The organism is Shewanella sp. SM101 (assembly GCF_025654465.1).
Classification (GTDB): domain Bacteria; phylum Pseudomonadota; class Gammaproteobacteria; order Enterobacterales; family Shewanellaceae; genus Shewanella; species Shewanella oncorhynchi.
In genome coordinates this window covers 95,960-118,300 of the sequence record NZ_JAKKRH010000014.1, presented here as the reverse complement: position 1 = coordinate 118,300, position 22,341 = coordinate 95,960, and the positions used below count along the sequence as shown (strand labels likewise).

Sequence of the window (22,341 nt, the reverse complement as noted above, 5' to 3'; positions counted from 1 at the left end):
TGTTAATGTTTTACCTGGCACGGGGCGACCTTCTTTTCTGGCAATATCTCGCCAATGATACAAGGTTTGCACCGCGATGCCTTCTTCCCGAGCGACCTCTGCGACCGTTAAGTTGTGAGGAGGTAATAATTTTTTAAGGATCGCTTCTTTACGTTCTGGTGAATACCGAGCCATATCGTTCTCTTTTGCCGCACCCTGTCTTTAAACATAATGATTATTTAGGGGTGACAACAATCCTGACACAGGGGGCCCTACATAGAAGGCGAAACCGCCATTGCACTCAACATGAATAAACAAAAGCTATGGTACGCCATTGATATCACTACCTTCCAAGCATGGGCAACGAGAACAGGCCTACCATGGCCTGCAATAAAGGTTCATCTACTGGATGCCATGCAAAAAGCCCGTACTCTTTGGCCAGAGGCACTTGCTGAACTCCCCATGCATGAAGAGCATAAAGCGATATTAAAAGCTCACTGGGCCAAACTACATAACGACTTTAAAATCCTCTGCTAGCTAATGGTATCAGGCCCCAATAACAATATTTATTTCGGTTGCAAAATCGGGGGTATTGATGTGAATCAGTTCTCTAGAGATTTGATTCATTTTAAGGGGGAAACTGCCTAAGAATAGCCGCAAACAGGGCAATAGGGCGGGTTTTAGGGGATAACGTGAATCAGTCTGGTGTAGAGTGATTCACTGGCTCATTTTTGGATATTTCCAAGTTAGACTTTTAGCTCGAATTAGTGAATTTTGAATTAAAATTTCTATAGATAACGTTTGGTTAAGGGGCCGACTTTAGCCGGTCTCAGTGAGCAAAGCGAGCGGTTTGGACCACTTGTTAGGTGCTCAGTGCAGCAATACACTCTTCTCTTATTTGCCAAACCGAAGCAACTTGACCCTCACCGTACTTCTCTACTAGAAACTGCCGATGCATTTCAGGCTTCACTTTAGCCAATTTTTGAGGCCGCACTGGGACCTCAATGAAAAAGTCATTTATTTCTTCAACTGCCTCGGAACCAAAGCGTGTTAAATCTACCCTAGACCCCCGAAAATTTAAGTAACAGTGGGCTTCTGGAATAAATTTGTAGCCGTATTTATCCAATACTACACCAACTCCAGGTGTATTAGATTCCTTCATTGGATAAAGCCCTACCACTAGCTCTACCTCTACACCATTTTCATCAGCCAAGAGCTTCAATAAAGCATGCTTTGAACTACAAGTGCCACGGCTTTCCGATAGCACAGTTTTGAATTGATATGTCTCACTTGTACGACCATACGGAAGCCGCCAAACATAGTCGCAGGCTTGATGGAATGACTTCAAGCCTACGGCTTTAAACAATGCAGAAATAGTGCCTTCACCGATCGCTATGTCCGGAATATTTGAATAACTAATTTTTTACTCCTAAGCACATAACGTTTGGTTAAGGGGCTTGCTTTAGCAAGTCCCAGAGAGCGGAGCGAACGATTTGAACCACTGGTTAGGTGCTCTGGCGCAGAGCTTCAACATTACGCTGTAAATCACTTGGTTCAATATCAAAGCCAGACGCTTTAGCTCCAGCCCAATTAACGCCTGCAAGTAAACCATCTTTCTTTAAACCAGGAACCCAGCGCTCGCAAAAAACAGACCACTCAATTGCTACGGGTACAAAGCTACTGTATGCAGGAATACTGCGAATGATAGTTTGCGCCCGCGACTCCGATGACCAAAAAGGCATTGCACGCTTCCCACTGGCATCTAGTGGTGCAGGGAAGCCACCAGAGTCTTTTATTCCCCATACGAAATTTGACTCGGCGACTTCACGATAAAATTCGGCAGCGTGCGCGGAAGCGATACTCATAAGCACATAACGTCTTAGTATTTATGCGCTGCGCTGTTTACATGGCATAAATAGCTTATTGAACTTGGCCGCTGCCAAATCATTATTAATTGACATGCTTAATACTATAAGAATTTACATTATTTGAGGCTGATTCTATCGTATCGAGCGTTTCTGAATTGATAGCATTGCTTGATTTGTATGGGCTGCAAAGAAATATCCTTATCATTGTAGTGTTCCATCACATTTTTTAATATCGCTGATACTGGCAGACTTCAACATTCAGCTGAATCGCAGTTAAGCACCGAGCAGCAGTTTAGTTTAACGCTTCAAAATCATTGCGGCTTGCCTTATACGTTTTACTTAACTTAGTATTCCATATTAATTTTTGTTGTAACCAAATAAATTCCGAGAAAGTAACGCTCGTTTCCAAAAGTTTTCACGTTCAAAAATGATTGCATCATCGGTCTTCATAGGGCGATATTCTAGTAGAGTGACCTTAAAATTCTTTACCGCATATTCAAACCCACTCTGACTTATTAGTTCGGTAAGTCCATCATTCCAACCATGACCTGTACCTATGTAGCAGCTCCAGCGAGACCAAATTCCATCTTCTCCATATGCAGAACCTACGTACTTTTTGCCATTTGATTTATCAAATATTACATATACACCTTTTACATTAGATAGTGCTGACTTCCAATCTGATTTTTGGTTATTAAAAATTGAAACTAACGCACTAAAATCATGATCTATTCTTTCATATCCCGGAAAACATTCCCCTGAGTATGGTTCCTTCAAAAGTTCAGATACCGTCATTTGATCAATGTAACGCTCTAAATAAAACGCTCGACCTCTCGACGGCTTAGGTAAATGAATTTTAAGACGCCCCACATAATTCGAAAACTCAGTTAATTCATTAATATTGTAACTATGAGAATTCGGTATGTTATGCCTATCTAAAACTTCATAAATCCCACCAAAAAGCCAAACATTATTCTCAGGATAGAAGTCAATCAGCGAAAATATATATTTTCTTGTAAACTCGTTTTTTGAACTACGCCAAGTATTCCATTGAACCCAAGTGCCTTTATCTTCAACATATACATCTAGCGGTTGACACTCACCATTCCATCGTGCACAGTGAAACTTATATAGTGATGCATCTTTAATATTAAAAATTGACTGTATCGGTATTTTATTCATATTTTTATAAGGTCATAACGTTTGATTTAATAACGGGCTGCAGCCCATCCCAGTTAGGGCTGCGAAAATTTAAATAATTATTAGGGCATATTATCGCGTTTGTTATCTCTTTTTTTCCTTAGCTTAGGTGACGGGGTATATTCAAGCCCGTTCACATCTACAGTAAGCCCACTCAATTTACTGCTAGCTACTCCTTTAATAAAGTCTGGGCGCCTATCTCCATGCTTGCATGATAAGACAAATTCAAGAAAATAATCATCAAGTCCCATTCTTATTTTTCCCCAAGCTTGGTTGCTTGGTGTACCTATTATTATAGTTGGTACCGCGCCATCTACCTTAGGTGCTTCTAATACAATATAATCGTTTGTAAAACGCGCCATTTTCATACATTGCTCACGAAGTCGTGTTACTTCTTCTTTTGGCATCTTATCAATAGTGTCATTTTTAGCTTGTGACAATATTGCTTTGTTAATTGGTTTATCTACATTTGTACTTTTAAAAACAATCGCAAAATCTGCACCGTATAAGCTTTCAGCACTCCCAGGACCACGGTCAGCAACAACAGTAGACGTAAACTCTATATAGCCATTACCGTTACCAAAATCCAATACTCCATCTAACCGTCCAATAAGAGCATCAACATATGCACTTTCTTGTGCAAATCTAACCCTATTTAATCTTCTACAAGCATCTAAAAAGTATTGTTTAACTCTTTTTTCTATTTCAGTATTATCCATAATATTCCATTGAGCCCTAGCGTCTAGTATTTATGCGCAGCGCTGCTTGCAGGACCTAAATCGCTTGTTGGACTTGGCCGATGCCTCATCCAGATTAATTGATATGCTTCATGCTATAAGAATTTGCTTTTTTTGAGGCAAGGTCTGAGCTGCAGAGCTGTTTTGAGCAAATAATATTGCGTGGTTTCTGCGTATTTCATTGAAAATCCTTTGTCATGGTTGTGTTCTATCGCATCTTTTTTAAGTCTAGCTGATTCGAGCAGGCTTAATCATTCCACTAAATAGCAGTTAAGCTCCGCGCACCGGCGCACTTTAGTGCGTCCGAGTGACGCGAATTGTTATATCGCTAATTCGATGGTCTCTGGATATACGAACCCCTGTGTTGTAGTGATTGGGACTCGGTTAGGATGACAAAACACATCGTGCTTTCCTATGTTTTTGTCAGCTGTATAGGACCAATCTAGTTCCTCGATAATTTTCTTTTCATTCAGTTGCTCGATTTTACGACATTTGTCGGCCACTATATTTGTGATATTGAAAACAAACTTATACATATCAAAACCTAACTCATATACTACACCATCTAGCTTTAGGCTTGGCTTATTACAAAAAACCTCCAAATTTGCTAGCAAATCGGCGGTATAATCGAAAAGCTCCGATATGGCAGCCATCTCATTATCTACAAATGCCTTCTTTTTGGCGTAATTTCTGTTGCTCTCTGGCAGCGAGTTCTTATCAATAAATGACTTTACGCTTTTAGCAAATGTCTCGAGAGGGATAATTAGATGCTCTGCGTGGCTAACGATCACATTCCGCTCAACATAAACTTTCGACCTAATTTCTTCCACATCACCAACATGATGAAAATAGTTCCTGATGAGCCGAAGAATTTTGAACTCCGGATACCCTTTAATATCGCAATCAAATTCTTCTTTGAGTCGGTCGGCAGTCGTGTGAAGGTTGTTAAGAAATGTGTATAGCGTATTCGAATCCCTACCCTCAGCTTCCGTGAGGTCCAATAGCTCATATTGACTATGAAAGAATCGGTCTATGAATCTGTAATTTTCCATTGGTCTCTATTCGATATAACGTCTTAGTATTTATGCGCTGCGCTGTTTGCAGGACATAAATCGCTTGTTGGACTTGGCCGATGCCTCATCCAGATTAATTGGTATACTTCATGCTATAGGAATTTGCTTTTTTTTGAGGCAAGGTCCGAGCTGCAGAGCTGTTTTGAGCAAATAATATTGCGTGGTTTCTGCGTATTTCATTGAAAATCCTTTGTCATGGTTGTGTTCCATCGCATCTTTTTTAAGTCTAGCTGATTCGAGCAGGCTTAATCATTCCACTAAATCGCAGTTAAGCTCCGCGCAGCGGCTTAGCTCAACGCCTTAGTATTTATGCGCTGTGCTGTTTGCAGGGCATAAATCGCTTGTTGACTAATTCTCAAATATGGCCACTGCCACATCCGTGTAAATGGGTATGAATGATGCTATAGGAATTTGCTTTTTTGCGGTAGCGGTTTTTTATACAGTTTAGAGGGTAATCACTTGATATCGTTTTACCTTTCTCGTTCTTTCACGCTTATTTTTGCTGATTAATCGCTATCTAACGACTCAAAACTCCAAGGAATACACCTCCCCTCGGAGTTGCCGCTGGGCGAATAGACAAATGACACGAGTTTTGATCAAAGCACGTGAGCATGAAGCTCACGCAAAATACCAGCGTGTTGCGCATGAATCAAACTAGGTGAGTCTGATTCACTGTAACGATTTTTGAAATCTCTCATGGGCAGGTCATACTTTTTAGTATTCATTACTTTATGTATCTCAAACTATCAGACTAAGCAAGAGCAAGCCTTCTAACTGTGACACGCTTTGGGGCAAATGTGTTTGTATTTGAATAGCGAATTATTTCGCATAGGTATCTGTCTGAACCTTTGATAAAATCCAGTTAACGGGTTAGCAGTCTTGGTGGACAACCGGCTAACCCGCCAGCCCTCGTAAGAGGGCGTTCTTTCTAATTCATCCTATCTAGCAGTGCCATTTCGGCTTTTCTTAGCCAGAAGATGTAAGACTTTTTGCTGTCAAATCCCATTAAGGCCCACTGCTCTTTGCAGAGGTAATGGGCGCGGATGGCGCGTTTGCAGTTTATGGATAACTGCTCAACGAGGTGGTCAAAATGGGCGACGTGGGCAGGCACGTTGAGTTCGTGCTTTAAGTGGCCGCCGCCTAGCGCTTCACCTAAACGGTCACAGGCGCTGCGGCTCGAAAACCCCTTGCCTAACTCTTGGTGCACCCAATAACGGCCCCAGCGATAAAGCCCTAACCGCAACGCCTTAATGTTCATCCTCTGCTCGGGTTCATCGCTAAAGCCCATTGGCCACCTCATTTATCTTCTCAATCGAAAGCTTAAACACATCAAGGCATATCGATGTCACATCGTCATAGGGCGCAGTAGTACGGCCATTTTCCCAACGTTGGTAAGTGTTGCGGCTAATGCCGTAAATCTCAGCCACTTCGTCTTGGGTCATGCCCCGTAAACGGCGGCCTACTTTCAATACATCCGCGGCGCGATTAGCCATAAATCCTCCTGCGTGAAGTCCATAATCTAGTTGTTCTAATTGATATTGTTATTGTCATCATCATAACCACCCCACTAACATTGGCTCGTCCGGCTCGCTCGTCTCAGTGGTCGATTGGCGCATAATCTCGGGCGCCACATCATCAAACCCCAGTGTGATTAAGTGTGCGTGGTAGGCATCCAACGCCATCAACATGCCCTTATCTAAGGTGCTGTTAACGTACGTTCGTAGCAGTAACGGCAAGGTGTGATTCAAAATCCGCTCACCCACCATGGTATCGACGCCCATATCGGCAATAATGGTACGGCACAGTTTTCTTAGTGCATGGGATGTAAACGCCTTAAACCGAATCGTTTCACTCCAATACTGCGCAGTGCGTATGCTCACCGGCCCCACTTCGCCTGGGAACAAAAACGCCCGCTTGCCCACATGCGTGTATTGCCAGTGGGCATAATGGGTTATCAGCTTCTTGGCTGTCGGCGTCATAGGTAAGCGGTGCTCTTGGCGGTTCTTGGCATTCTCGGCCGGAATAAACCAGTAATCGCCGGCAAAGTGGTCCCAACGTGCTAAACGGGTTTCACCTATGCGGGTACCGAACATCAGCATCAGCACGAACAACATCGCCACCGGTCTTGCTGCATTCCGTAGGGCGCTGAATAACGGTCCCACGTCCGACTCGCTTAACTGCGTGCCCACCAAAGGCGGCATCTTCAAACTCATTTGCACCCGATACCCCGCCAAGCTATTGCTGTCTAACACCCGTAAATCGGCCGCAACCGATAACGCCCGTTTCAACACCTTTACCGCGGCTTTGATGTAATTGGCCGAGTAGCCCTGCGCCAACATGGGTTTGATTAAGTAACTGTCCACTGCGATAAAGTTCAGCTCATTGAGTGGTAACTCACCAAAGCAGCCACTGAGATGTTTACTCACTAACGATTTACAGTTACTGCGCCAGCTGTTGCTTAAGGTGCGGTTGCACTCTACATGGGTGACAAACCACTCCAGCAATTGCGCTACCGTGGCAAACTCGTTGCTGATGACCGTTTGGCCCATGCTGCGTTTGGCGAGCAAGCTGGGTAACTCGGTTAAAAAGGTCTTCAAGCACATCACTGGCCACACACCCTGCTTTTGCCACACGGTTTTACCCGCTTCGTTCATCACTAAATACACTGAGGCTTGGCGTCTATCGGTCGAGGCCCGTAACCGCACCGCCGGAAACTGCGTGTCCCGAAAGTCCCGCGTTACCCCTGCCCGCAACCAACGGCGCAATACCGCATCGTTTAACTTGCCTTGCTCTACGCCTGTTGCTGTCATCACCTGCGCCATCTAGCCCTCCAACCGATATTCAAAGGTATGATGGGTACCCGAGCGAATGCGTTTTACCCGCTGATTCATCGGCATATCCCGAAACCGCGCGCTTAAGGCTGTCTCACTGTCGTGAACCCCAAAGCGGTTAAAGCTTTCTTGCTGGATTTCAAACAGGGTCCAAAACCGTTTGCCGGTGATGATGCGCATTAAGCGTTCGCGCTGTGTCAGTGGTTTATTCGCCATCGTTTGCCCCCTTAAGCCCAAAGTTTGCACGTAAATTGGCAATAATTGATTTCGCCTTGGCAGCCTCAGTGGGCCGCGTCACCGTTTCGGGTAGTGCCTTTGGCAACTCAACATCGGTCAACTCGCCACGGCTAAAGCGTCTGCATAACACTGTGTAATTGCGCTCAAAGGTCATTAACACATCCTTTTCAAGCCCAGTCGCAAACATCCAACTGCCTGTTTCACGCACTGCTAAGCGCACCACATCATGGCTCCACGTATGCTTATCAGGGTGATGGTAATGGCGCGTTGCCTCCTTAAACGCCGCCTCCAACTTGGGCAGCCCTAAATCACAGGCCGTAGGTTGGCACCAAAGCGCAAACTGGCGTGGTGTCGGCCAAAACTGCCTATCGCCCTGCTCGCGTCTGGCGCGATTCAGCCCCGCTTGCACTTGCTCACGGCAGGCAATGCCCTGTGCCGCCAAGGTTTTTAGCCACTCGGCTTTGTGGGTCGCTTCATCCTCAGGCCGCGGCGCACTCACGGGGAACAACACCCGCAACTTGCTAAACACGCTGTCCACTATCGCCATGTCCATTGCCGTGGGTTCGGGTTGGCTCACACGCCCCTGCCCAACCAGCGGCTGGCGGATTAAGGTCTGCAGTGATTTCATGCTCGCATTTTGATTGGCAGTCATATCAAGGGGTCCTCTGGGTCATACACCGCGTAGCTCCAATCCACTTGCCCAACGGCGGTTGCCATCGGTCTTGGCAACGGTGTTAGCCAGTGGCGTTCGCGGATAAACTTGGTAATGCCCAGCACAAACTGGCCGTTCGCGCTAAAGCCCCAACTGGCGTCCAGCGCCGCGGCCTCCTTCAACCAGCTCACCGCCAACACACAATCGGCGTCGGTCAGCTTTTCAGCCTTCCACGCTTTCCACGCAGCCGAATCCGAGCCGCCTTTGCGATGGGCGGGATACGCTTTGAAAAATGCATTGAAAACCGACTTAGCACTCGTTGTTGGACAACTATCTTTTAAAGATTCTTTGATAGGTTCAAAAGAGTGACAGATTCCGGTGCTATCTGGTGGCAGAGGGGGTCTGCTATCTGGTGGCATACCTATGCTATCTGGTGGCACCCCTGTGCTATCTCGTGGCAGAGGGGGTCTGCTATCTGGTAGCACCCCTATGCTATCTGCTAGCACAGGGGGTGCTACCTCGTAGCAGATAGAAATTGTATAAATATTGGTTAAATTTCCCTTAGGCCCCTTACGATATTTAACCGTGACAAAACCCATATCAACCAAGGCCGCAATGTGCTTTCTCACTGTGCTATGACCAATCTCACACTGATCTGCGATATGCTGATGGCTCGGCCAACACTCACCATTATCGTTCGCGTTATCAGCCAGCTTGATCAACACCAGCTTGCGCAGTGGATTACCCACCTTGGCCTTCATCGCTTTTACCATCAATTCCATACTCATAAGTCACCCCCAAACGGAGCAACCCACAAACTCGAATTGACGCAAACCCCATGCTTCAGTAACATAATATTGCCTCACTTAGGTATTAAGCCCGCATTCGTCGCCAAAACTTCAGCGGGCTTTCTTATGTCTACAGCAACGGGTCAACTGCAATGCGCCCCGTTGCCCTCCGCTCGCTCGCCTTCACTGCCAAGCAAGTAAACCTCGTGCGCCAAGTTACTGCGCAACTGGCTAAAAAAATCACGCCGTTTAATGTGCACGTTGCGGCTTGTCACGATGGCATTCACATTAGCTGCACTCATATCAACCGCACTTGCATCGGCCGCGCCTACATCCTCCGCCAATAGCGCAATAGAACGTTCCGCGCGTTGTTCTTCCATCAGCAGATAATTCATAATCCAATCAATGCTCACCGTTGGCAGCAACAACTGCTTGCCACTGCCCAGCAACGCCTTATCCACGATGTCGGTCGCGATAACCGCCCAACGCTCGGGGCGACTATGCTGCAATTCATCGCAGCTCCTTAACACCTCAACCATTCGGCCCACCTGCGTTCGCTTAAACAACTCCGCCGTGGTATGCCCATGAAAACAGGCAATGTCTTTGCCCATGTTCACGCCACTTAACGCTGCCCGTTCAGAGGTCGCCGCGCTAAGATCTTTGGCGTTAGGCTCAGCCACATTAGGCTCAGTGCTATTAGGCATGTTCGACTTAGATTTAAGCGCCATCGCCTTAAGCATTAACTGCCTTGCTTGCATCATGAGTAACGTCACTTGCGCGGTTTCCATCTCGGTAAGCGCGGTTACGGCGGGCCCATCATCATGGCTAACTTGCCCATGTACCGAACACGCGGCGCCGCCCTCCAAACAACAAATTAAACATTCAGGATCAAACATCGTTTATCCTCCTCACTGCCACTTAGGTATCAAGCCCGCGTTCGTCGCCAAACTGTGGCGGGCAATTTGATAACGGCACTTTTTACGCGCCCAGTTATCACTTAACTGATTTGTGAACATGTCATTCACTCCTTCTCTTATTTCAATAATTCATTCCAACAAGTCATTTCAACAACTGCCACTTATGCCCATTGGCACACACGGCGCGTTTCGAGCCCGACTTGGTTTGCTTTAAAGCCAAACCGCACTGGCCACACGGCACATCAGCCACCCGCTTAAGCATTACCGCATTAATCTGTGCGCTGTGATTCGCGCGTTTAGGCCGATAACCTAACGCCCGCGCCACTTTTACATACTCTTTCGCAATCCATTTGCCATCGGGTTCTAAATGCAAACCGTCGCCGATCATGTCGCCCAAGCGGATCAACTGCTGATGTAACTCGGTCTTAGCACTGGCGATAACATTGATGTTCAGGTTCGATTGCGGCATCGCTATCACTTCTCGGCCGCGTATTGCGCCGCCTTACCGCCGTGACTCGCTAAATACGGGTACGCCAGCTCTAACGCCGCCATGCTCGCTTGCGTAGTCGCCGCCGACTCTTTTAACTCGCGGTGCGCCGCCACTAACTGCTCGCGCTTGGGCTCATCGCCCAAATGGATCACCGCCACTTGCGCCTCGGCGTTCTCTTTGGTGAGCGATGCCGCCATATCGGCCACATGCAACACATGGCCGTCACTCATGCGGTCGGCAATGACTGTCACCCCAGTGCAACCAAACACATCGTTGAGATACTGCACTCGCAAATGCTCGGGCAGCGCCGCCACCAGTGCTTGCTCAACATGAAACAAGCGATCAGCCTGCGGATGCTGGCCCTCGTACTGGCCAAGCCAACGGAACAGCTTTTGGGCATTTATCCGCGCATCGTTATGCACGTCTTGCGTGCTCGCAAAGCTAATGCCCTCCGCCGCCAACACCTCGCTTAGCCCAAGGCGCTCAACCGTCGCAACAAAATCTATTGCCAATGCAAAGCGCGTCATCTTGGGTAACTCCAACACCCGATGAATCGTTTTCATCAACAAATTCAAACGGCTATCTTTTTTACGTGAATTGGTTTTCATGTGTACTTACCTCCTTCAACCTAAAGTGAACCTAAGCCACACTCGCCGACTTAGGATTATCTAAAACTGAGTTATCCTGTTTATCATTTGATTGATTTACAGCATGTGGATCACATTCCAACGGGTCAGGAAAAACATCAGAAAATGAACATGAGGAACCTAAGCGATTGAGAGCGTTTACTACTTTCCAAGCCATGTCATAGCTAGGTTTTCTATTTCCATTGGCATAGTGGTTAACAGAACCTTGTGAGATCCCAACCTCGCTAGCTAAATCATCCTGAGACCTATTAATGGCTTTCAGTATTCTTTTGATGTTTGTCATATCGACTCCGTTTTGCCTTTAACACAGATATTACACAATGAAATATTAAACAGCAAACACTTATTACAAAATGGATATTCTGAAATCGATTACAATAGGTAATAATTGCTATATGAAAATAAGTTGGATTGATCTGGTTAAAACCAGAATGAAAGAGGCTGGGGTAACTCAGTCAATGCTTGCTGAAAAGATGGGAATGTCTCAGGGCGCCATCGCTCACTGGTTAGGTGGGAAAAGAAAGCCAAGCATTGAAGACATTGCATCCATGATGAATATCGTGGGGATTCGTCACATGACTTTAGGGGCTGATGGACTGATTGATTACCCTGATTCTGTGTTAGGTAACACTGAGGAATTACCAGCGAAGATATCCTATGTAAATTCATTCCCAGTTATCAGTTATGTCCAAGCTGGCGCTTGGACTGAGGCTGTTGAATCCTGTCCAGCCTCTGCATTGGATGAATGGCAAGACACCACAGAGCGCACGAGCGAAAACTGTTTTTGGCTACGCGTTCAAGGTGACTCTATGACGACACCGACAGGCATTAGTTTTCCTGAAGGCACGCTTATTTTAATTGATGCGGAAAAAGACTATCAAAATGGCTCATTCGTTGTTGCTAAGCTAACAGATATCAACGAAGCGACCTTTAAAAAACTAGTGATAGATGCAGGGCAAAAGTTTCTACGGCCATTAAATACTGCTTATCCAACGCTGCCAATCAATGGTAACTGTAAAATAATAGGCGTCGTTGTAGACGCAAAAATGAAAATTTTTTGACTCTACTAGCAAGCACAAACCGGACACTTTAGTTGAGAGCTTTCAAGCTCTTCAGGTGACAAGGCACTGTTAGCCAAATGAAGTCGTTCCGAGTTGCAGTATTCCATGTAAAGCAGTCACATATGGCTTTATAAACTCCCTTGTTACTTACAACGTTAAAAAACCATTCGTGTTTCAAGCCGTCAAAAAATCGATCAACAACAGCATTATCCCAAAAAGCACCTACATCCTCATATTGGCTCAGATATCAAATCCGTAGTCATGTGTTTGTTTATGCCCCATCCACATCACTACCACCAAATACACCCTATTTTTAGATAGTTCACGTCACCAGCTCCAAGCTTGATTAGTCAATACTCAAGATTGCCTCCCTACGTTCTTCAGTTCTATAAACGCTTCTTGTCCTATTAAAACCATCAAATACTTATCCGTTTCTTCTTCCCAATCATTACCACCTCTAAAAATATCAACGCCAATTTGTTTAGTGGAAATATGTCAAAACAAAATATTATTCCATTTTGTAATTGACACATAAATTCCATTATGTAATATTCGTTACATCAGCGACACGCCACACTCTTTAACAATCTGGCTCATGAACGACTGATAAATCATTCGAGATTTACTCCCAATGGGTACTACCGAGGACAAGGAAATGATTCTAGCGAAAGTTCACACCACACCTAAGCAACGCGATGAGTTTCGTCTACTGGTTGCAATACGTTTTGCCTGCTTGATGGCGCTGGCCAAGGGCCACACCGACCCGATGGATTGCCCACGGGTGCAAGTCCGATGCGCCGAATTGGTTAAGCATTTTGCCTATCACCACCCAAGCGCCGCCTTTTACCGCCAGTTCATTCGCCACACGGGCGAACTTGGGCTCAACTTCTGCCTGCGCTTCACTGAGCCCCAACAAGGCTTGTACGGCAAGGTGATGGTGTGGCGTAACGACCCTATGGCCGTCACCAATGTGCATCCGCTGCACACGATGACGACAGCCGCACCAGTCGGCCGCTAAGCCGCAGAGCCGCCGCGAACATTCACGATTTAGGCTATCTAGGCAAAACAGCCAAGGCAAAGCAACCAAGGGGTGATGGTCCATATCCCTGTAACGATTACGGCGACAGTTTCACCTTGTTGGAGGCAATTATGTTTTTTGTTTACGGCGTGTCCATGACCTTAGCGAAAAAGCAGGCGGCCAAAAAGTGCAGCACCTCAGTTGGCGCGCACCCTAACCGCCGTCAACTGAGCCCCGACGAGTACCAAGCAAAGTTGGATGATATGGCGAAGCACTTGTTTGAAACCATGAAGCCACAACGCCTGTCGCATTCGTTATCGACGCCCGCGCTGTGCCAGCAATATATCGTGTTAGCCATGACCCAAGAAGCCCACCGCGATGTGCATATTCGCTATCACAAGCTGTCGGACAAGGTGAACCCAAAAACCAAGAAACCCATCATCAATCTGGTGGTGTTTAACGGCGAAGCCGCAGCTTAGAACTGCGGTGTGTGATGACGAGAGAAGGAATGCAGCATGTTAACTGATGACAAACCGCTACACAGCGATATCAAAATCGGCGTTGGCCATATCGTCGCGTTTAAGGAAGGTTGGATGTTGCCCGGTGGCAAGTTTACCACCGACCGCACTGTCGCCATTCGTGCCGCCAAAGGTTTGCACCGTTTCTTGGTTAGAAGATAAGGAAATCAGCATGAGTCAACACATCGAAATCCCCGCATTCTTGCTTGAAATGTCACAGCAAATGCACCAACAAGATAATCGCATTACTGCGGAGCCAATCTGGCAAGTGCGCTGCAAGCGCTACTTAGTGACTCAAGAAGGCTACAACGATCATCACTGGGAGATGTTTTACGGTGAAGACGGCGATTATTCAACGCTCTATCGCTCTGATGATGGCGATAAAAGCAACCTTGCTGAATGGTTGCTAGAGCATGATGCCGAATGGTGCAAAACGTGGTTATTCGAGAACGACAAGATCGAATCTTATCACGACGAAATCGAATCATTTGCCGACGTATTCACTCAAGCGTTTATCGAAGATTTTGATGTTGATTCAGATCATTACGATTTGCCATCAAACCTCACCAAACTTCACTTTCAAGAAATTGAAGAGGTCATTAAATCCTGCCTCACCGAGGCTGATGCAAATTGGTTTATCAGGCGTAAACAGCATGATTACCCACATCTATACACCTATGTCGCGTCAATGTATTTGTGCCCTCAAATGATTGAGTTACGCAACTGGATCCTGTCACTGACTAAGGCAGAGGTGAAAGCATGAAACCATTATTCTACCTGCGTGATTCGCGCGGCAATGTTGGCACTACTTGCATGTTTTGGGCAGACCGTGGCGGCTACACCAGCAACTTAGAACTAGCTGAGGTTTTTACCCTTGAAGAAGCACAGCGCCAATTTAATAGCCGTCACACTGACGTTCCACTTAGCAAGGATCTTGTCGATGAGCAATCAACCGTGCGCGTTGATCACCAGTATCTTGGCGATGAGGGTGAAAAGTCAGGCTGTGATGAATACGTTATTCGCATTGGGGATCGCACTGATGGCAATGATGTTTATTGGCTAACAGTCGATTTTAGCTCTGTAAGTTACAAGGCATCTGCCGTGTTTGCATACCAAGTTGCGCTAGTCAGAGTAAACGAACTCAAGACACAAGGTATCGTTGCCACTATCTATGCCAAAACCGACATAGACGCCATCGCACGCCGCACTTTTCAAGCCGCCAACATCAACGAGCGCAGCATGATCACTGCTGCTGGCATTCGTAAACCCAAGCGACCACGCACACGCCAAACCACAGGTAAAACGCGTGGCAATTGCCCACATTGTGGCTGCATTACTTGGGGATTAAATCCTTACGAAGCCTATAGCTGTGCTGATCAATATAGCGAACGCATGGAGCTTGATTTCACGGTATCCATAAGCTGCGAAGAATTGAAGGCAAGGAGAAAGGCGGCATGAACCACTTACTCCCAGGCTTTGAATCACAAGAGCGCGTTGCGTTATTGCTATCGCTTACCCGCATTAGTTCGCCCGAGGTGATTGCCGCATTAACGCTGCATTACACCAGCGCCCTGCCCGCCGAACGTGCGGCCGCTCGCCACGGTATTGAACTGTCGAACTTTATGCGCGGGCAAAAGAAGTTAGAGCAAATCGCCGCCACGGTCGAGGCCATTAAAGCCATCGACTGGGCCAAGCTGCAATTAACTCATTTGCAACCGAAGCAGGTGGCCTAAATGACTCAATCAGCGGCGTTTCGCCATCTGCTAAATCATTACCGCAGCCATAAATTAAGCTTGTTACTCAAGGCCAAAACGGGCGACAGCATCAAAATCGCGCTGGCGCTCGGCGCGTTAGATTGCCTCTACTGGCAAGCATTGGGCAACGGCTTAACCAACCTCGCCAAGGGCATTAGCCGCACCATAGTGTATTCGTACCGATATCACCCAATGCGCCTACCCTGCCACCCGCCAGTCAGCCAAAACAAGGAGGCGGCATGAATACGTTCAGCACTAAAACGGGCGTGGTCACGTTATCTAAGCCCTACTTCACCTTGATGTGCGAACAGCAACAAATCGAAGTGAAATACACCCCCAACAACTACCACGGTTGGGGCATTTGTAAGTCTTTTAACGCCATAGAGTGCAGCGACTTCGGCCAAGCCGACGCCGAAGTATTCGCACTCAACGCAGAATCAAAACTCAGGATAAAAGGAGAAGCAGCATGAGCACACCCAAGATTAAAGCGTTTCAAGTACAAGAACATTGCGAGGGCGCAGCGTGCATCGTGTTTCATCAACATGCTGCAGCCGCTCGTCGCATAGGTGCGGGCGAACTCAATCTGACCTTTGAAGATGATATGTCAGTGACTCGCTGCCCTGAATATGACCAATACGCTGAGCAAGGCAACGTGCCTTATCAAGTGTTACTGGCCGATGGTTGGTGTTTTACCTGTTACCACTGCGGCAACCCAATTAAAGCCGAAGACGATGAAGGCAATGCGACGGACATTGAAGCGGTGATCTGCATCGGCGAGGCGTTTTATTGCAACACGGCGTGCCATTCACAAAAGCAAGCTGACATTACGCAGCACAATGCTAAGGCCGAAGCCTTTAAGCAGCGACTGTTATCACTGCGCCCTGATCTGACCTTCACGGCGTTTAACGGTGCATATCCACAACTGTATTGCACTGCGACATTTACTTTTGAGGGTGCTCAATATGGCGGCTCAGTGGCCTATGACAAGGCTGGCGAGCTTGATTGGCGAGTATCAAACACTGATTTGCCCGCATGGCAAACATATCAAGCCCAGCGCCAAGGAGAAGCAGCATGAACCCGATACAAGCAGCAACTGTAGAACGTGAAGAAGGTTATTGGACCCATCCAGATTTGCCCGAGTGGGATGAAGGTGTGACCCGCGTGGAGTGTGAAGCATGGGCGGCACGCCATGGCGGCGAGTTTGTGGCGATTTGGTTTGAACTCGATGCGCCTGAAAATCTGATCGAGCGCTACTTTGACGAGGGCGACACCGATATCAGCGATTGGCAACCCGTTTGCGACAAGGCCGGCTCATTCTTGCTGAGTATTCACGACACCGAAGATGGCCCCGTCGCGCTGTTTTTCGCACCTAAGGACAAAGAAGCAGCATGAAGCAATCTGCAGTAATCAAAGACGCTTTACGCCAGTGGTATACCCTGCCCCGCAAACAAGCCGGCAGCTGCCAACAATTTTTAAAACGACTCGCCGAGGAATTGGCAAAGGAAGGTAAATGATGATTAAGTCTACTGCTAAACCCGTAATTAAAGGCTATTGGACCACTAAGGATTTAACTGCGCGCTATAGATGTTCAAGCCGCACAATTGTTCGGTGGATGCAGCGAGAAAAACATCCTTTCCCGCTACCCAGAATATTAGCCATTGGGAGTTATAACCGATGGGCAATTGATGATGTAGAGGAATGGGAAGCAGCCGGAATCGATACATCACAGCATGCAGCCTAATGCTAGGCCGTGATTTTACGTAGTCTTTCTACCCATCCGCTATATGCGTTAGCTTGTTCCTCTAGATATTCATAGTGGTCATAAACTTGCCATTGCCCTGGCAGTTTATGGCCCAACATGATCTCGGCGACATGCGGCTCGGTTAAAGTTGAAAAGTTTGTCCGCGCCGTTTTACGCAAATCGTGTATTGACCAGTGTTCCATTTCATAGCTCATGTTCTTCTTAAGCCATTGGATAATGTTGTATGGCAGAGAAAGCGATGAAGAACGCCCCATTGGCTGATCTGTGCCTTCATTATTAAATAAAAACTCACCGTCACCACTCAAAAGCACGGCTTCTTCAATCAACTCTTTTGTCTCTGGAATAATTGGCCTGAGCAATGGTTTTTTAGTTACCTTACCTGTTTTATGATTTTCAGGAGGTACAGTCCACACCATAGTATTGAAGTCAAAGTCTGATTTTTTGCTTAGCCTCAATTCACCATTACGGCAGCCATAGATAAGATTGAGCTTGAGAAAGATTTTATTTTTTTGTGCAATTCTGGACCCTTCTATCGCTAACCAAAACAACCGAATTTCATCATTGTTAAGTGAGCGATCACCCACATTCTTAGTTATTTGTAGGTCGCTCTTGGCGCTAATATCAACCAATACGTTTGACTTAAGTAATTGCCGCTTGACGCCCCACTTGAGTAATTGCTTTCCATTTGTGAGTAATCTATCGGCAATTGAAGGTGAGGTTTTTGCTTTGGTCTCGATAACATCAAGCCAAATATGTAGCGAGACTTTATCTGCAGGCAAGTGACCTATCTTTGGCAGAACGTGTAATTTGAAGGACCTTAAAATTTCAGCGTGACTGGTTTTATTAGCCACACAATAACTCTCATACCACTGCATGAACAACTCAGACATTGTTAGTGCTGTAGAAACAGCTTTGTGCTCAAGTTCCTTTACGGTCTTCGGGTTATTGCCTTGCTCAAGCTCTGCACGCAATCTAACGCATTCAGTTCTTGCATCCTTAAGTGACATAAGTGGGTAAGAGCCTAAGTCAACTCGGCAGGCTTTTCCAACATAGCGGTATCTGATTTGGAAAGTAATCTTACCTTTCGGAGACACCCTAACACTCAGGCCATCACGGTCTGCGCGTTCAAAAGACTTGGGGTAACTTTTAGATAAATTAGCCTTTAACCATGTGTCAGATAAGGACATTTTAAACTCACTGTGTACAAAGTTTTTAAACCGAGTGTGTACAGTCTAAATTTGTACGCAAATTTGTACAAGTTTTTGGTGTCTATAGAGAAGAGAGGACGTCATGATGTGTCTAGCGTGAAGATGGTTAACTATTGATAATTATAGCTAAATTTAATAAAAATTTACGGTTTGTCATATCGAGTCAGTAGGGGCATCTTTTGGGTGCGATATGATCGCGAAGGTGCGACGTTTATCGACCTCTACTTTATTGCCTGACATGTTAACCTATGCACTTGTATCGCTAAAAAGGCGCAAATTATAGCGCCTCAGTTCGAGCTTGGCTAGGCAAAGCCCGAGATGAACTCGGGCTGAGAGAGGTTATTTTGTGGCTTCGAGCAAACCTTTGACTTTGGCGAGTTCAATACGCGCATATCTATGTTCGACAAAATCATAGATATTGGTTGCCAATGCTAAGCGAAAATAGTTTGCAGCATCTTGATATTGCTTAGTTTCTATCGCCATTTTTGCAAGGTAAAAATAAGCTTCGCATAAACGTTCAGCATATTCTTTCGGATATGTTAAGCCGACTTTAGCGGCAGAAAACACCTCATCACGGCTTTTTTTACCTAAATAATAATCGACGATAACGGTCGCCCAAGCATCATTTTCTAAATTCTGACGATGCTGCGCTAACTGTTTTTTAGCTTCAACGGAGTCAGCTTTCAAATCAATCAAATACAACCATAATGCCCGATAACCGTCTTTATTATCGCCTGCATAAAACGCCTGCATATCTTTAGTCGCTAAATCAATACGGTCGCCATAGTACAAAGCAATACCACGATTCAAATAGGCATAATCATAATTAGGTGCTAACTCTAATACGCCATCGAAGGCTTCATAGGCGCTGTCGAATTCACCTTCTTGGGTGTAATAAATTCCAAGGAAATTATAGGCATCAGCGAGATCAGGCTGAAGTTTTAACGCTTGCATAAAATCAATCCGTGCGAGCAGTCTTAAGCCTACACTGTCGTAAATCACACCACGATCGTAATGAAATCTGGCTCTCTGTTCATTCGTCAGTTCGACCGTAGCCAAAATCTCGTTGAGTTTTGCCAGTGTCACTTCGACTTTATAATCAGGCATAACTGGCGCGACAACCAATTTACCTTCAACATCATTATGGTTATCTAAAGGAGACTGGGTGGTTGCGCATCCGGCTAACAAAAGACTGGCACTCGCCAGCACAGCAACGACAGCGGTTCTAATTTTAAGACTCATCCATTTCTACCTTTTTAGATTCCCAACATACGCAGAAGAATCTTCATGATAGCAATCCCACCACAGGACCGCTATTAGGGAATTAAGATTAATAGTGACTTTCTTAATGCCAAAACAAAAAAGGAGATCATTTGATCTCCTTTTGATGCAATCACTTAGAAAGTGTGTGCCTATAAATAAGTCAAAGACTCATTATTCAGCAGCAGCTTCTTTCGTTTGTGCTTCTTTAATTGACAGACGTACGCGGCCTTGACGATCCACTTCCATCACCTTAACGGCAACTTCTTGGTTCAGCTCAAGGTGATCAGACACGTTAGCAACACGTTCATCACTGATTTGTGAAATGTGTACTAAACCGTCTTTGCCCGGCAGAATGTTCACGAACGCGCCGAAATCAACGATACGGATAACCTTACCATTGTAGATACGACCCACTTCAACTTCTGATGTGATTTCTTCGATACGACGGATAGCTTCTTTAGTTGCTTCGCCGTTTGAAGAAGCGATCTTCACAGTACCATCATCTTCCAGTTCAATCGTTGTGCCGGTTTCTTCAGTAAGAGCACGGATAACTGCGCCGCCTTTACCGATAACGTCACGGATTTTTTCTGGGTTAATCTTAATAACAGTGATACGTGGAGCGTGATCAGAAATATCATCACGGTGTGAACCAATCGCTTGATCCATCACGTTCAGGATATGTACACGTGCGCCATAGGCTTGTTGCAGTGCGATATCCATGATTTCTTTAGTGATACCTTCGATCTTGATATCCATCTGCAGTGCAGTAATACCATCACGCGTACCCGCAACTTTAAAGTCCATGTCACCTAAATGATCTTCATCACCTAAGATGTCAGAAAGAACAACGAAATCATCGCCTTCTTTCACTAGACCCATAGCGATACCCGCTACAGAAGTCTTGATAGGCACACCAGCATCCATAAGCGCTAAAGAAGTACCACATACTGACGCCATAGAGCTTGAACCGTTAGATTCAGTGATTTCAGATACAACGCGCACGCTGTATGGGAATTCAGCAGCTGAAGGCATAACAGCATTGATACCGCGCCATGCTAACTTACCATGACCGATTTCGCGGCGCTTAGGTGATCCCACCATGCCTGTTTCACCAACAGAGTATGGAGGGAAGTTATAGTGCAGCATAAAACGGTTAGTGCGCTCGCCCATGATGCTGTCGATCTTCTGTGCATCACGTTCAGTACCTAAAGTACAAGTGACTAACGCTTGAGTTTCGCCACGAGTGAACAATGCGCTACCGTGAGTACGTGGCAATACGCCCGCTAACACACTTAAGGCACGGATCATGTCTGGTTCACGACCATCGATACGTGGCTCGCCACGGATGATGCGACCACGAACCACTTTCTTCTCTAAGCTACCCAGTAAGTTGTCAACTTCACGTAAATCAACGCTTGGATTACTCGCTAACAAGGCTTCTTTTGCTGCTGCTTTAACTACAGAAACTTGAGCATAACGATCTTGTTTAACTTGGATTTTATACGCATCACCTAAACCAGCTTCAGCAAGCTCTTTGATTTGGGCAACTAAATCGGCATCTTGCGTTGGTGCAGTCCAATCCCAAGTTGGTTTACCGGCTTCTGCTTTAAATTCAGCAATCGCCTTGATAACCACTTGTTGTTGATCGTGACCGTAAACTACAGAACCTAACATCACTTCTTCTGGTAATGCTTGGGCTTCTGATTCCACCATTAATACTGCACCAGCAGTACCAGCAACCACTAAGTTCAGTTGACTGGTTGCAAGTTGTGCAACACTTGGGTTCAACACGTATTCGCCATCAATGTAACCCACACGTGCAGCACCTAAAGGACCGCTGAATGGAATACCAGAAATAGCCAGTGCCGCAGAAGTACCGATCATGGAGATGATATCTGGCTCGATTTGTGGATCGACAGATACTACGGTAATGATAACTTGAACTTCGTTTTTGAAACCATTAGGGAAAAGAGGGCGAATTGGACGATCGATCAGACGAGCGATTAATGTCTCATCTTCTGAAGGACGGCCTTCACGCTTAAAGAAACCACCAGGAATTTTACCCGCTGCGTAGGTTTTTTCTTGATAGTTAACAGTCAGAGGGAAAAAGTCACGGCCTGCATCTGCATCTTTTTTACCGACAACAGTGACTAACACTGTCGTGTCACCCATACTCGCTAAAACGGCTGCATCAGCTTGACGCGCTATAACACCTGTTTCCAGGGTGACTGTATGTTGACCATACTCAAAACTCTTTACAATAGGATTCACGTGACCCATTCCTTAATTAATGACCTTGAATTACGCGCGTAAGTATACTGCAATTCGGATCAATAGA

At 46.0% G+C, this 22,341-nt stretch carries 33 protein-coding genes and 1 pseudogene; 14 read left to right on the top strand and 20 right to left on the bottom strand.

Annotated elements, in window-relative coordinates; translation table 11 throughout:
• On the bottom strand, positions 1 to 174 hold a 174-nt coding region (locus L5M38_RS10060; RefSeq protein WP_263179001.1), incomplete at its 3' end, for a transposase.
• Between the two features lie 111 nt (positions 175 to 285).
• On the opposite strand from L5M38_RS10060, the gene L5M38_RS10055 reads away from it, so the two are divergent.
• The gene (locus L5M38_RS10055; RefSeq protein ID WP_263178997.1) at positions 286 to 516 is read left to right on the top strand and encodes a hypothetical protein; all 231 of its coding nucleotides are present in this window, start codon (positions 286 to 288) and stop codon (positions 514 to 516) included.
• Between the two features lie 325 nt (positions 517 to 841).
• On the opposite strand, the gene L5M38_RS10050 is transcribed toward L5M38_RS10055, so the two are convergent.
• The 15 genes from L5M38_RS10050 to L5M38_RS09980 form a co-directional block, all read right to left on the bottom strand.
• The gene (locus L5M38_RS10050) at positions 842 to 1,345 is read right to left on the bottom strand and encodes a hypothetical protein (protein ID WP_263178994.1); all 504 of its coding nucleotides are present in this window, start codon (positions 1,343 to 1,345) and stop codon (positions 842 to 844) included.
• A 139-nt stretch (positions 1,346 to 1,484) separates the two neighbouring features.
• Positions 1,485 to 1,844 (bottom strand): DUF2750 domain-containing protein, encoded by a 360-nt coding sequence (locus L5M38_RS10045; RefSeq protein WP_028760225.1) that lies wholly within the window; start codon positions 1,842 to 1,844, stop codon positions 1,485 to 1,487.
• 360 nt (positions 1,845 to 2,204) lie between these two features.
• Positions 2,205 to 3,029, bottom strand: coding sequence for a GIY-YIG nuclease family protein (locus L5M38_RS10040; RefSeq protein WP_263178992.1), 825 nt, complete (start codon positions 3,027 to 3,029; stop codon positions 2,205 to 2,207).
• A gap of 80 nt (positions 3,030 to 3,109) precedes the next feature.
• Entirely contained in the window at positions 3,110 to 3,766 is a 657-nt protein-coding gene (locus tag L5M38_RS10035; protein ID WP_263178991.1) for a hypothetical protein, read from the bottom strand.
• A 338-nt stretch (positions 3,767 to 4,104) separates the two neighbouring features.
• On the bottom strand, positions 4,105 to 4,836 hold the full coding sequence (locus tag L5M38_RS10030; protein WP_263178990.1) for a hypothetical protein: 732 nt from the start codon (positions 4,834 to 4,836) through the stop codon (positions 4,105 to 4,107).
• A 949-nt stretch (positions 4,837 to 5,785) separates the two neighbouring features.
• On the bottom strand, positions 5,786 to 6,145 hold the full coding sequence (locus L5M38_RS10025; protein WP_263178989.1) for a hypothetical protein: 360 nt from the start codon (positions 6,143 to 6,145) through the stop codon (positions 5,786 to 5,788).
• Entirely contained in the window at positions 6,135 to 6,350 is a 216-nt protein-coding gene (locus tag L5M38_RS10020; protein ID WP_006082023.1) for a helix-turn-helix transcriptional regulator, read from the bottom strand. Before L5M38_RS10020 ends, L5M38_RS10025 begins: the two co-directional genes overlap by 11 nt.
• 60 nt (positions 6,351 to 6,410) lie before the next feature.
• Positions 6,411 to 7,679, bottom strand: a complete 1,269-nt coding sequence (locus L5M38_RS10015; protein WP_263178988.1) for a tyrosine-type recombinase/integrase — start codon at positions 7,677 to 7,679, stop codon at positions 6,411 to 6,413.
• Positions 7,680 to 7,904, bottom strand: a complete 225-nt coding sequence (locus L5M38_RS10010; RefSeq protein WP_012088970.1) for a hypothetical protein — start codon at positions 7,902 to 7,904, stop codon at positions 7,680 to 7,682. It lies immediately after the preceding gene.
• On the bottom strand, positions 7,894 to 8,577 hold the full coding sequence (locus tag L5M38_RS10005; protein WP_263178987.1) for a replication protein P: 684 nt from the start codon (positions 8,575 to 8,577) through the stop codon (positions 7,894 to 7,896). The genes L5M38_RS10010 and L5M38_RS10005 overlap by 11 nt, the downstream gene beginning before the upstream one ends.
• Positions 8,574 to 9,365: a helix-turn-helix domain-containing protein gene (locus tag L5M38_RS10000; protein ID WP_263178985.1), complete on the bottom strand. Its 792-nt coding sequence runs from the start codon at positions 9,363 to 9,365 to the stop codon at positions 8,574 to 8,576. Before L5M38_RS10000 ends, L5M38_RS10005 begins: the two co-directional genes overlap by 4 nt.
• A gap of 143 nt (positions 9,366 to 9,508) precedes the next feature.
• Positions 9,509 to 10,261: a hypothetical protein gene (locus tag L5M38_RS09995; RefSeq protein ID WP_263178983.1), complete on the bottom strand. Its 753-nt coding sequence runs from the start codon at positions 10,259 to 10,261 to the stop codon at positions 9,509 to 9,511.
• A 163-nt stretch (positions 10,262 to 10,424) separates the two neighbouring features.
• Positions 10,425 to 10,751: a hypothetical protein gene (locus tag L5M38_RS09990; protein WP_006083868.1), complete on the bottom strand. Its 327-nt coding sequence runs from the start codon at positions 10,749 to 10,751 to the stop codon at positions 10,425 to 10,427.
• A gap of 5 nt (positions 10,752 to 10,756) precedes the next feature.
• Complete coding sequence (locus tag L5M38_RS09985) at positions 10,757 to 11,380, bottom strand: hypothetical protein (RefSeq protein ID WP_263178981.1); 624 nt, start codon at positions 11,378 to 11,380, stop codon at positions 10,757 to 10,759.
• Between the two features lie 31 nt (positions 11,381 to 11,411).
• Positions 11,412 to 11,702 carry a helix-turn-helix domain-containing protein gene (locus tag L5M38_RS09980; RefSeq protein WP_263178979.1) on the bottom strand — a complete coding sequence of 97 codons (291 nt, stop codon included), beginning with the start codon at positions 11,700 to 11,702 and terminating at the stop codon, positions 11,412 to 11,414.
• A 70-nt stretch (positions 11,703 to 11,772) separates the two neighbouring features.
• Here L5M38_RS09980 and L5M38_RS09975 point away from each other — a divergent pair, with 70 nt between their 5' ends.
• On the top strand, positions 11,773 to 12,480 hold the full coding sequence (locus L5M38_RS09975) for a LexA family protein (RefSeq protein WP_259399868.1): 708 nt from the start codon (positions 11,773 to 11,775) through the stop codon (positions 12,478 to 12,480).
• Between the two features lie 5 nt (positions 12,481 to 12,485).
• Here L5M38_RS09975 and L5M38_RS09970 read toward each other — a convergent pair.
• Positions 12,486 to 12,709 (bottom strand): annotated as a pseudogene (locus L5M38_RS09970) (IS3 family transposase); the annotation flags it as partial.
• Positions 12,710 to 13,135: 426 nt separating this feature from the next.
• Between L5M38_RS09970 and L5M38_RS09965 the strand changes: the two are divergent.
• From L5M38_RS09965 to L5M38_RS09910, 12 genes are all read left to right on the top strand, one after another.
• Positions 13,136 to 13,498 (top strand): hypothetical protein, encoded by a 363-nt coding sequence (locus tag L5M38_RS09965; RefSeq protein WP_263178978.1) that lies wholly within the window; start codon positions 13,136 to 13,138, stop codon positions 13,496 to 13,498.
• A 131-nt stretch (positions 13,499 to 13,629) separates the two neighbouring features.
• The gene (locus tag L5M38_RS09960; protein ID WP_263178976.1) at positions 13,630 to 13,977 is read left to right on the top strand and encodes a hypothetical protein; all 348 of its coding nucleotides are present in this window, start codon (positions 13,630 to 13,632) and stop codon (positions 13,975 to 13,977) included.
• Between the two features lie 36 nt (positions 13,978 to 14,013).
• Positions 14,014 to 14,178, top strand: coding sequence for a hypothetical protein (locus L5M38_RS09955; RefSeq protein WP_006083880.1), 165 nt, complete (start codon positions 14,014 to 14,016; stop codon positions 14,176 to 14,178).
• 10 nt (positions 14,179 to 14,188) lie between these two features.
• On the top strand, positions 14,189 to 14,779 hold the full coding sequence (locus L5M38_RS09950; protein ID WP_263178974.1) for an ead/Ea22-like family protein: 591 nt from the start codon (positions 14,189 to 14,191) through the stop codon (positions 14,777 to 14,779).
• Positions 14,776 to 15,474 carry a hypothetical protein gene (locus L5M38_RS09945; protein ID WP_263178973.1) on the top strand — a complete coding sequence of 233 codons (699 nt, stop codon included), beginning with the start codon at positions 14,776 to 14,778 and terminating at the stop codon, positions 15,472 to 15,474. The genes L5M38_RS09950 and L5M38_RS09945 overlap by 4 nt, the downstream gene beginning before the upstream one ends.
• Positions 15,471 to 15,749, top strand: coding sequence for a hypothetical protein (locus L5M38_RS09940; protein ID WP_263178971.1), 279 nt, complete (start codon positions 15,471 to 15,473; stop codon positions 15,747 to 15,749). The genes L5M38_RS09945 and L5M38_RS09940 overlap by 4 nt, the downstream gene beginning before the upstream one ends.
• On the top strand, positions 15,750 to 16,013 hold the full coding sequence (locus tag L5M38_RS09935) for a hypothetical protein (protein WP_263178970.1): 264 nt from the start codon (positions 15,750 to 15,752) through the stop codon (positions 16,011 to 16,013).
• A complete protein-coding gene (locus tag L5M38_RS09930) occupies positions 16,010 to 16,240 on the top strand; it encodes a hypothetical protein (RefSeq protein WP_263178969.1) in 231 nt (76 codons plus the stop codon). The genes L5M38_RS09935 and L5M38_RS09930 overlap by 4 nt, the downstream gene beginning before the upstream one ends.
• Positions 16,237 to 16,845, top strand: a complete 609-nt coding sequence (locus L5M38_RS09925) for a hypothetical protein (protein ID WP_263178967.1) — start codon at positions 16,237 to 16,239, stop codon at positions 16,843 to 16,845. Before L5M38_RS09930 ends, L5M38_RS09925 begins: the two co-directional genes overlap by 4 nt.
• The gene (locus L5M38_RS09920) at positions 16,842 to 17,162 is read left to right on the top strand and encodes a hypothetical protein (RefSeq protein WP_263178966.1); all 321 of its coding nucleotides are present in this window, start codon (positions 16,842 to 16,844) and stop codon (positions 17,160 to 17,162) included. Before L5M38_RS09925 ends, L5M38_RS09920 begins: the two co-directional genes overlap by 4 nt.
• Complete coding sequence (locus L5M38_RS09915; protein WP_012089916.1) at positions 17,159 to 17,284, top strand: hypothetical protein; 126 nt, start codon at positions 17,159 to 17,161, stop codon at positions 17,282 to 17,284. Before L5M38_RS09920 ends, L5M38_RS09915 begins: the two co-directional genes overlap by 4 nt.
• Positions 17,281 to 17,511: a hypothetical protein gene (locus L5M38_RS09910; protein WP_263178965.1), complete on the top strand. Its 231-nt coding sequence runs from the start codon at positions 17,281 to 17,283 to the stop codon at positions 17,509 to 17,511. Before L5M38_RS09915 ends, L5M38_RS09910 begins: the two co-directional genes overlap by 4 nt.
• Before the next feature lie 2 nt (positions 17,512 to 17,513).
• On the opposite strand, the gene L5M38_RS09905 is transcribed toward L5M38_RS09910, so the two are convergent.
• The 3 genes from L5M38_RS09905 to pnp form a co-directional block, all read right to left on the bottom strand.
• Positions 17,514 to 18,719: a tyrosine-type recombinase/integrase gene (locus L5M38_RS09905; RefSeq protein WP_173243273.1), complete on the bottom strand. Its 1,206-nt coding sequence runs from the start codon at positions 18,717 to 18,719 to the stop codon at positions 17,514 to 17,516.
• Between the two features lie 360 nt (positions 18,720 to 19,079).
• The gene (nlpI, locus tag L5M38_RS09900; protein ID WP_173243270.1) at positions 19,080 to 19,982 is read right to left on the bottom strand and encodes a lipoprotein NlpI; all 903 of its coding nucleotides are present in this window, start codon (positions 19,980 to 19,982) and stop codon (positions 19,080 to 19,082) included.
• A 192-nt stretch (positions 19,983 to 20,174) separates the two neighbouring features.
• Positions 20,175 to 22,274: a polyribonucleotide nucleotidyltransferase gene (pnp, locus tag L5M38_RS09895; RefSeq protein ID WP_105251702.1), complete on the bottom strand. Its 2,100-nt coding sequence runs from the start codon at positions 22,272 to 22,274 to the stop codon at positions 20,175 to 20,177.
• Between the last annotated feature and the right edge of the window lie 67 nt (positions 22,275 to 22,341).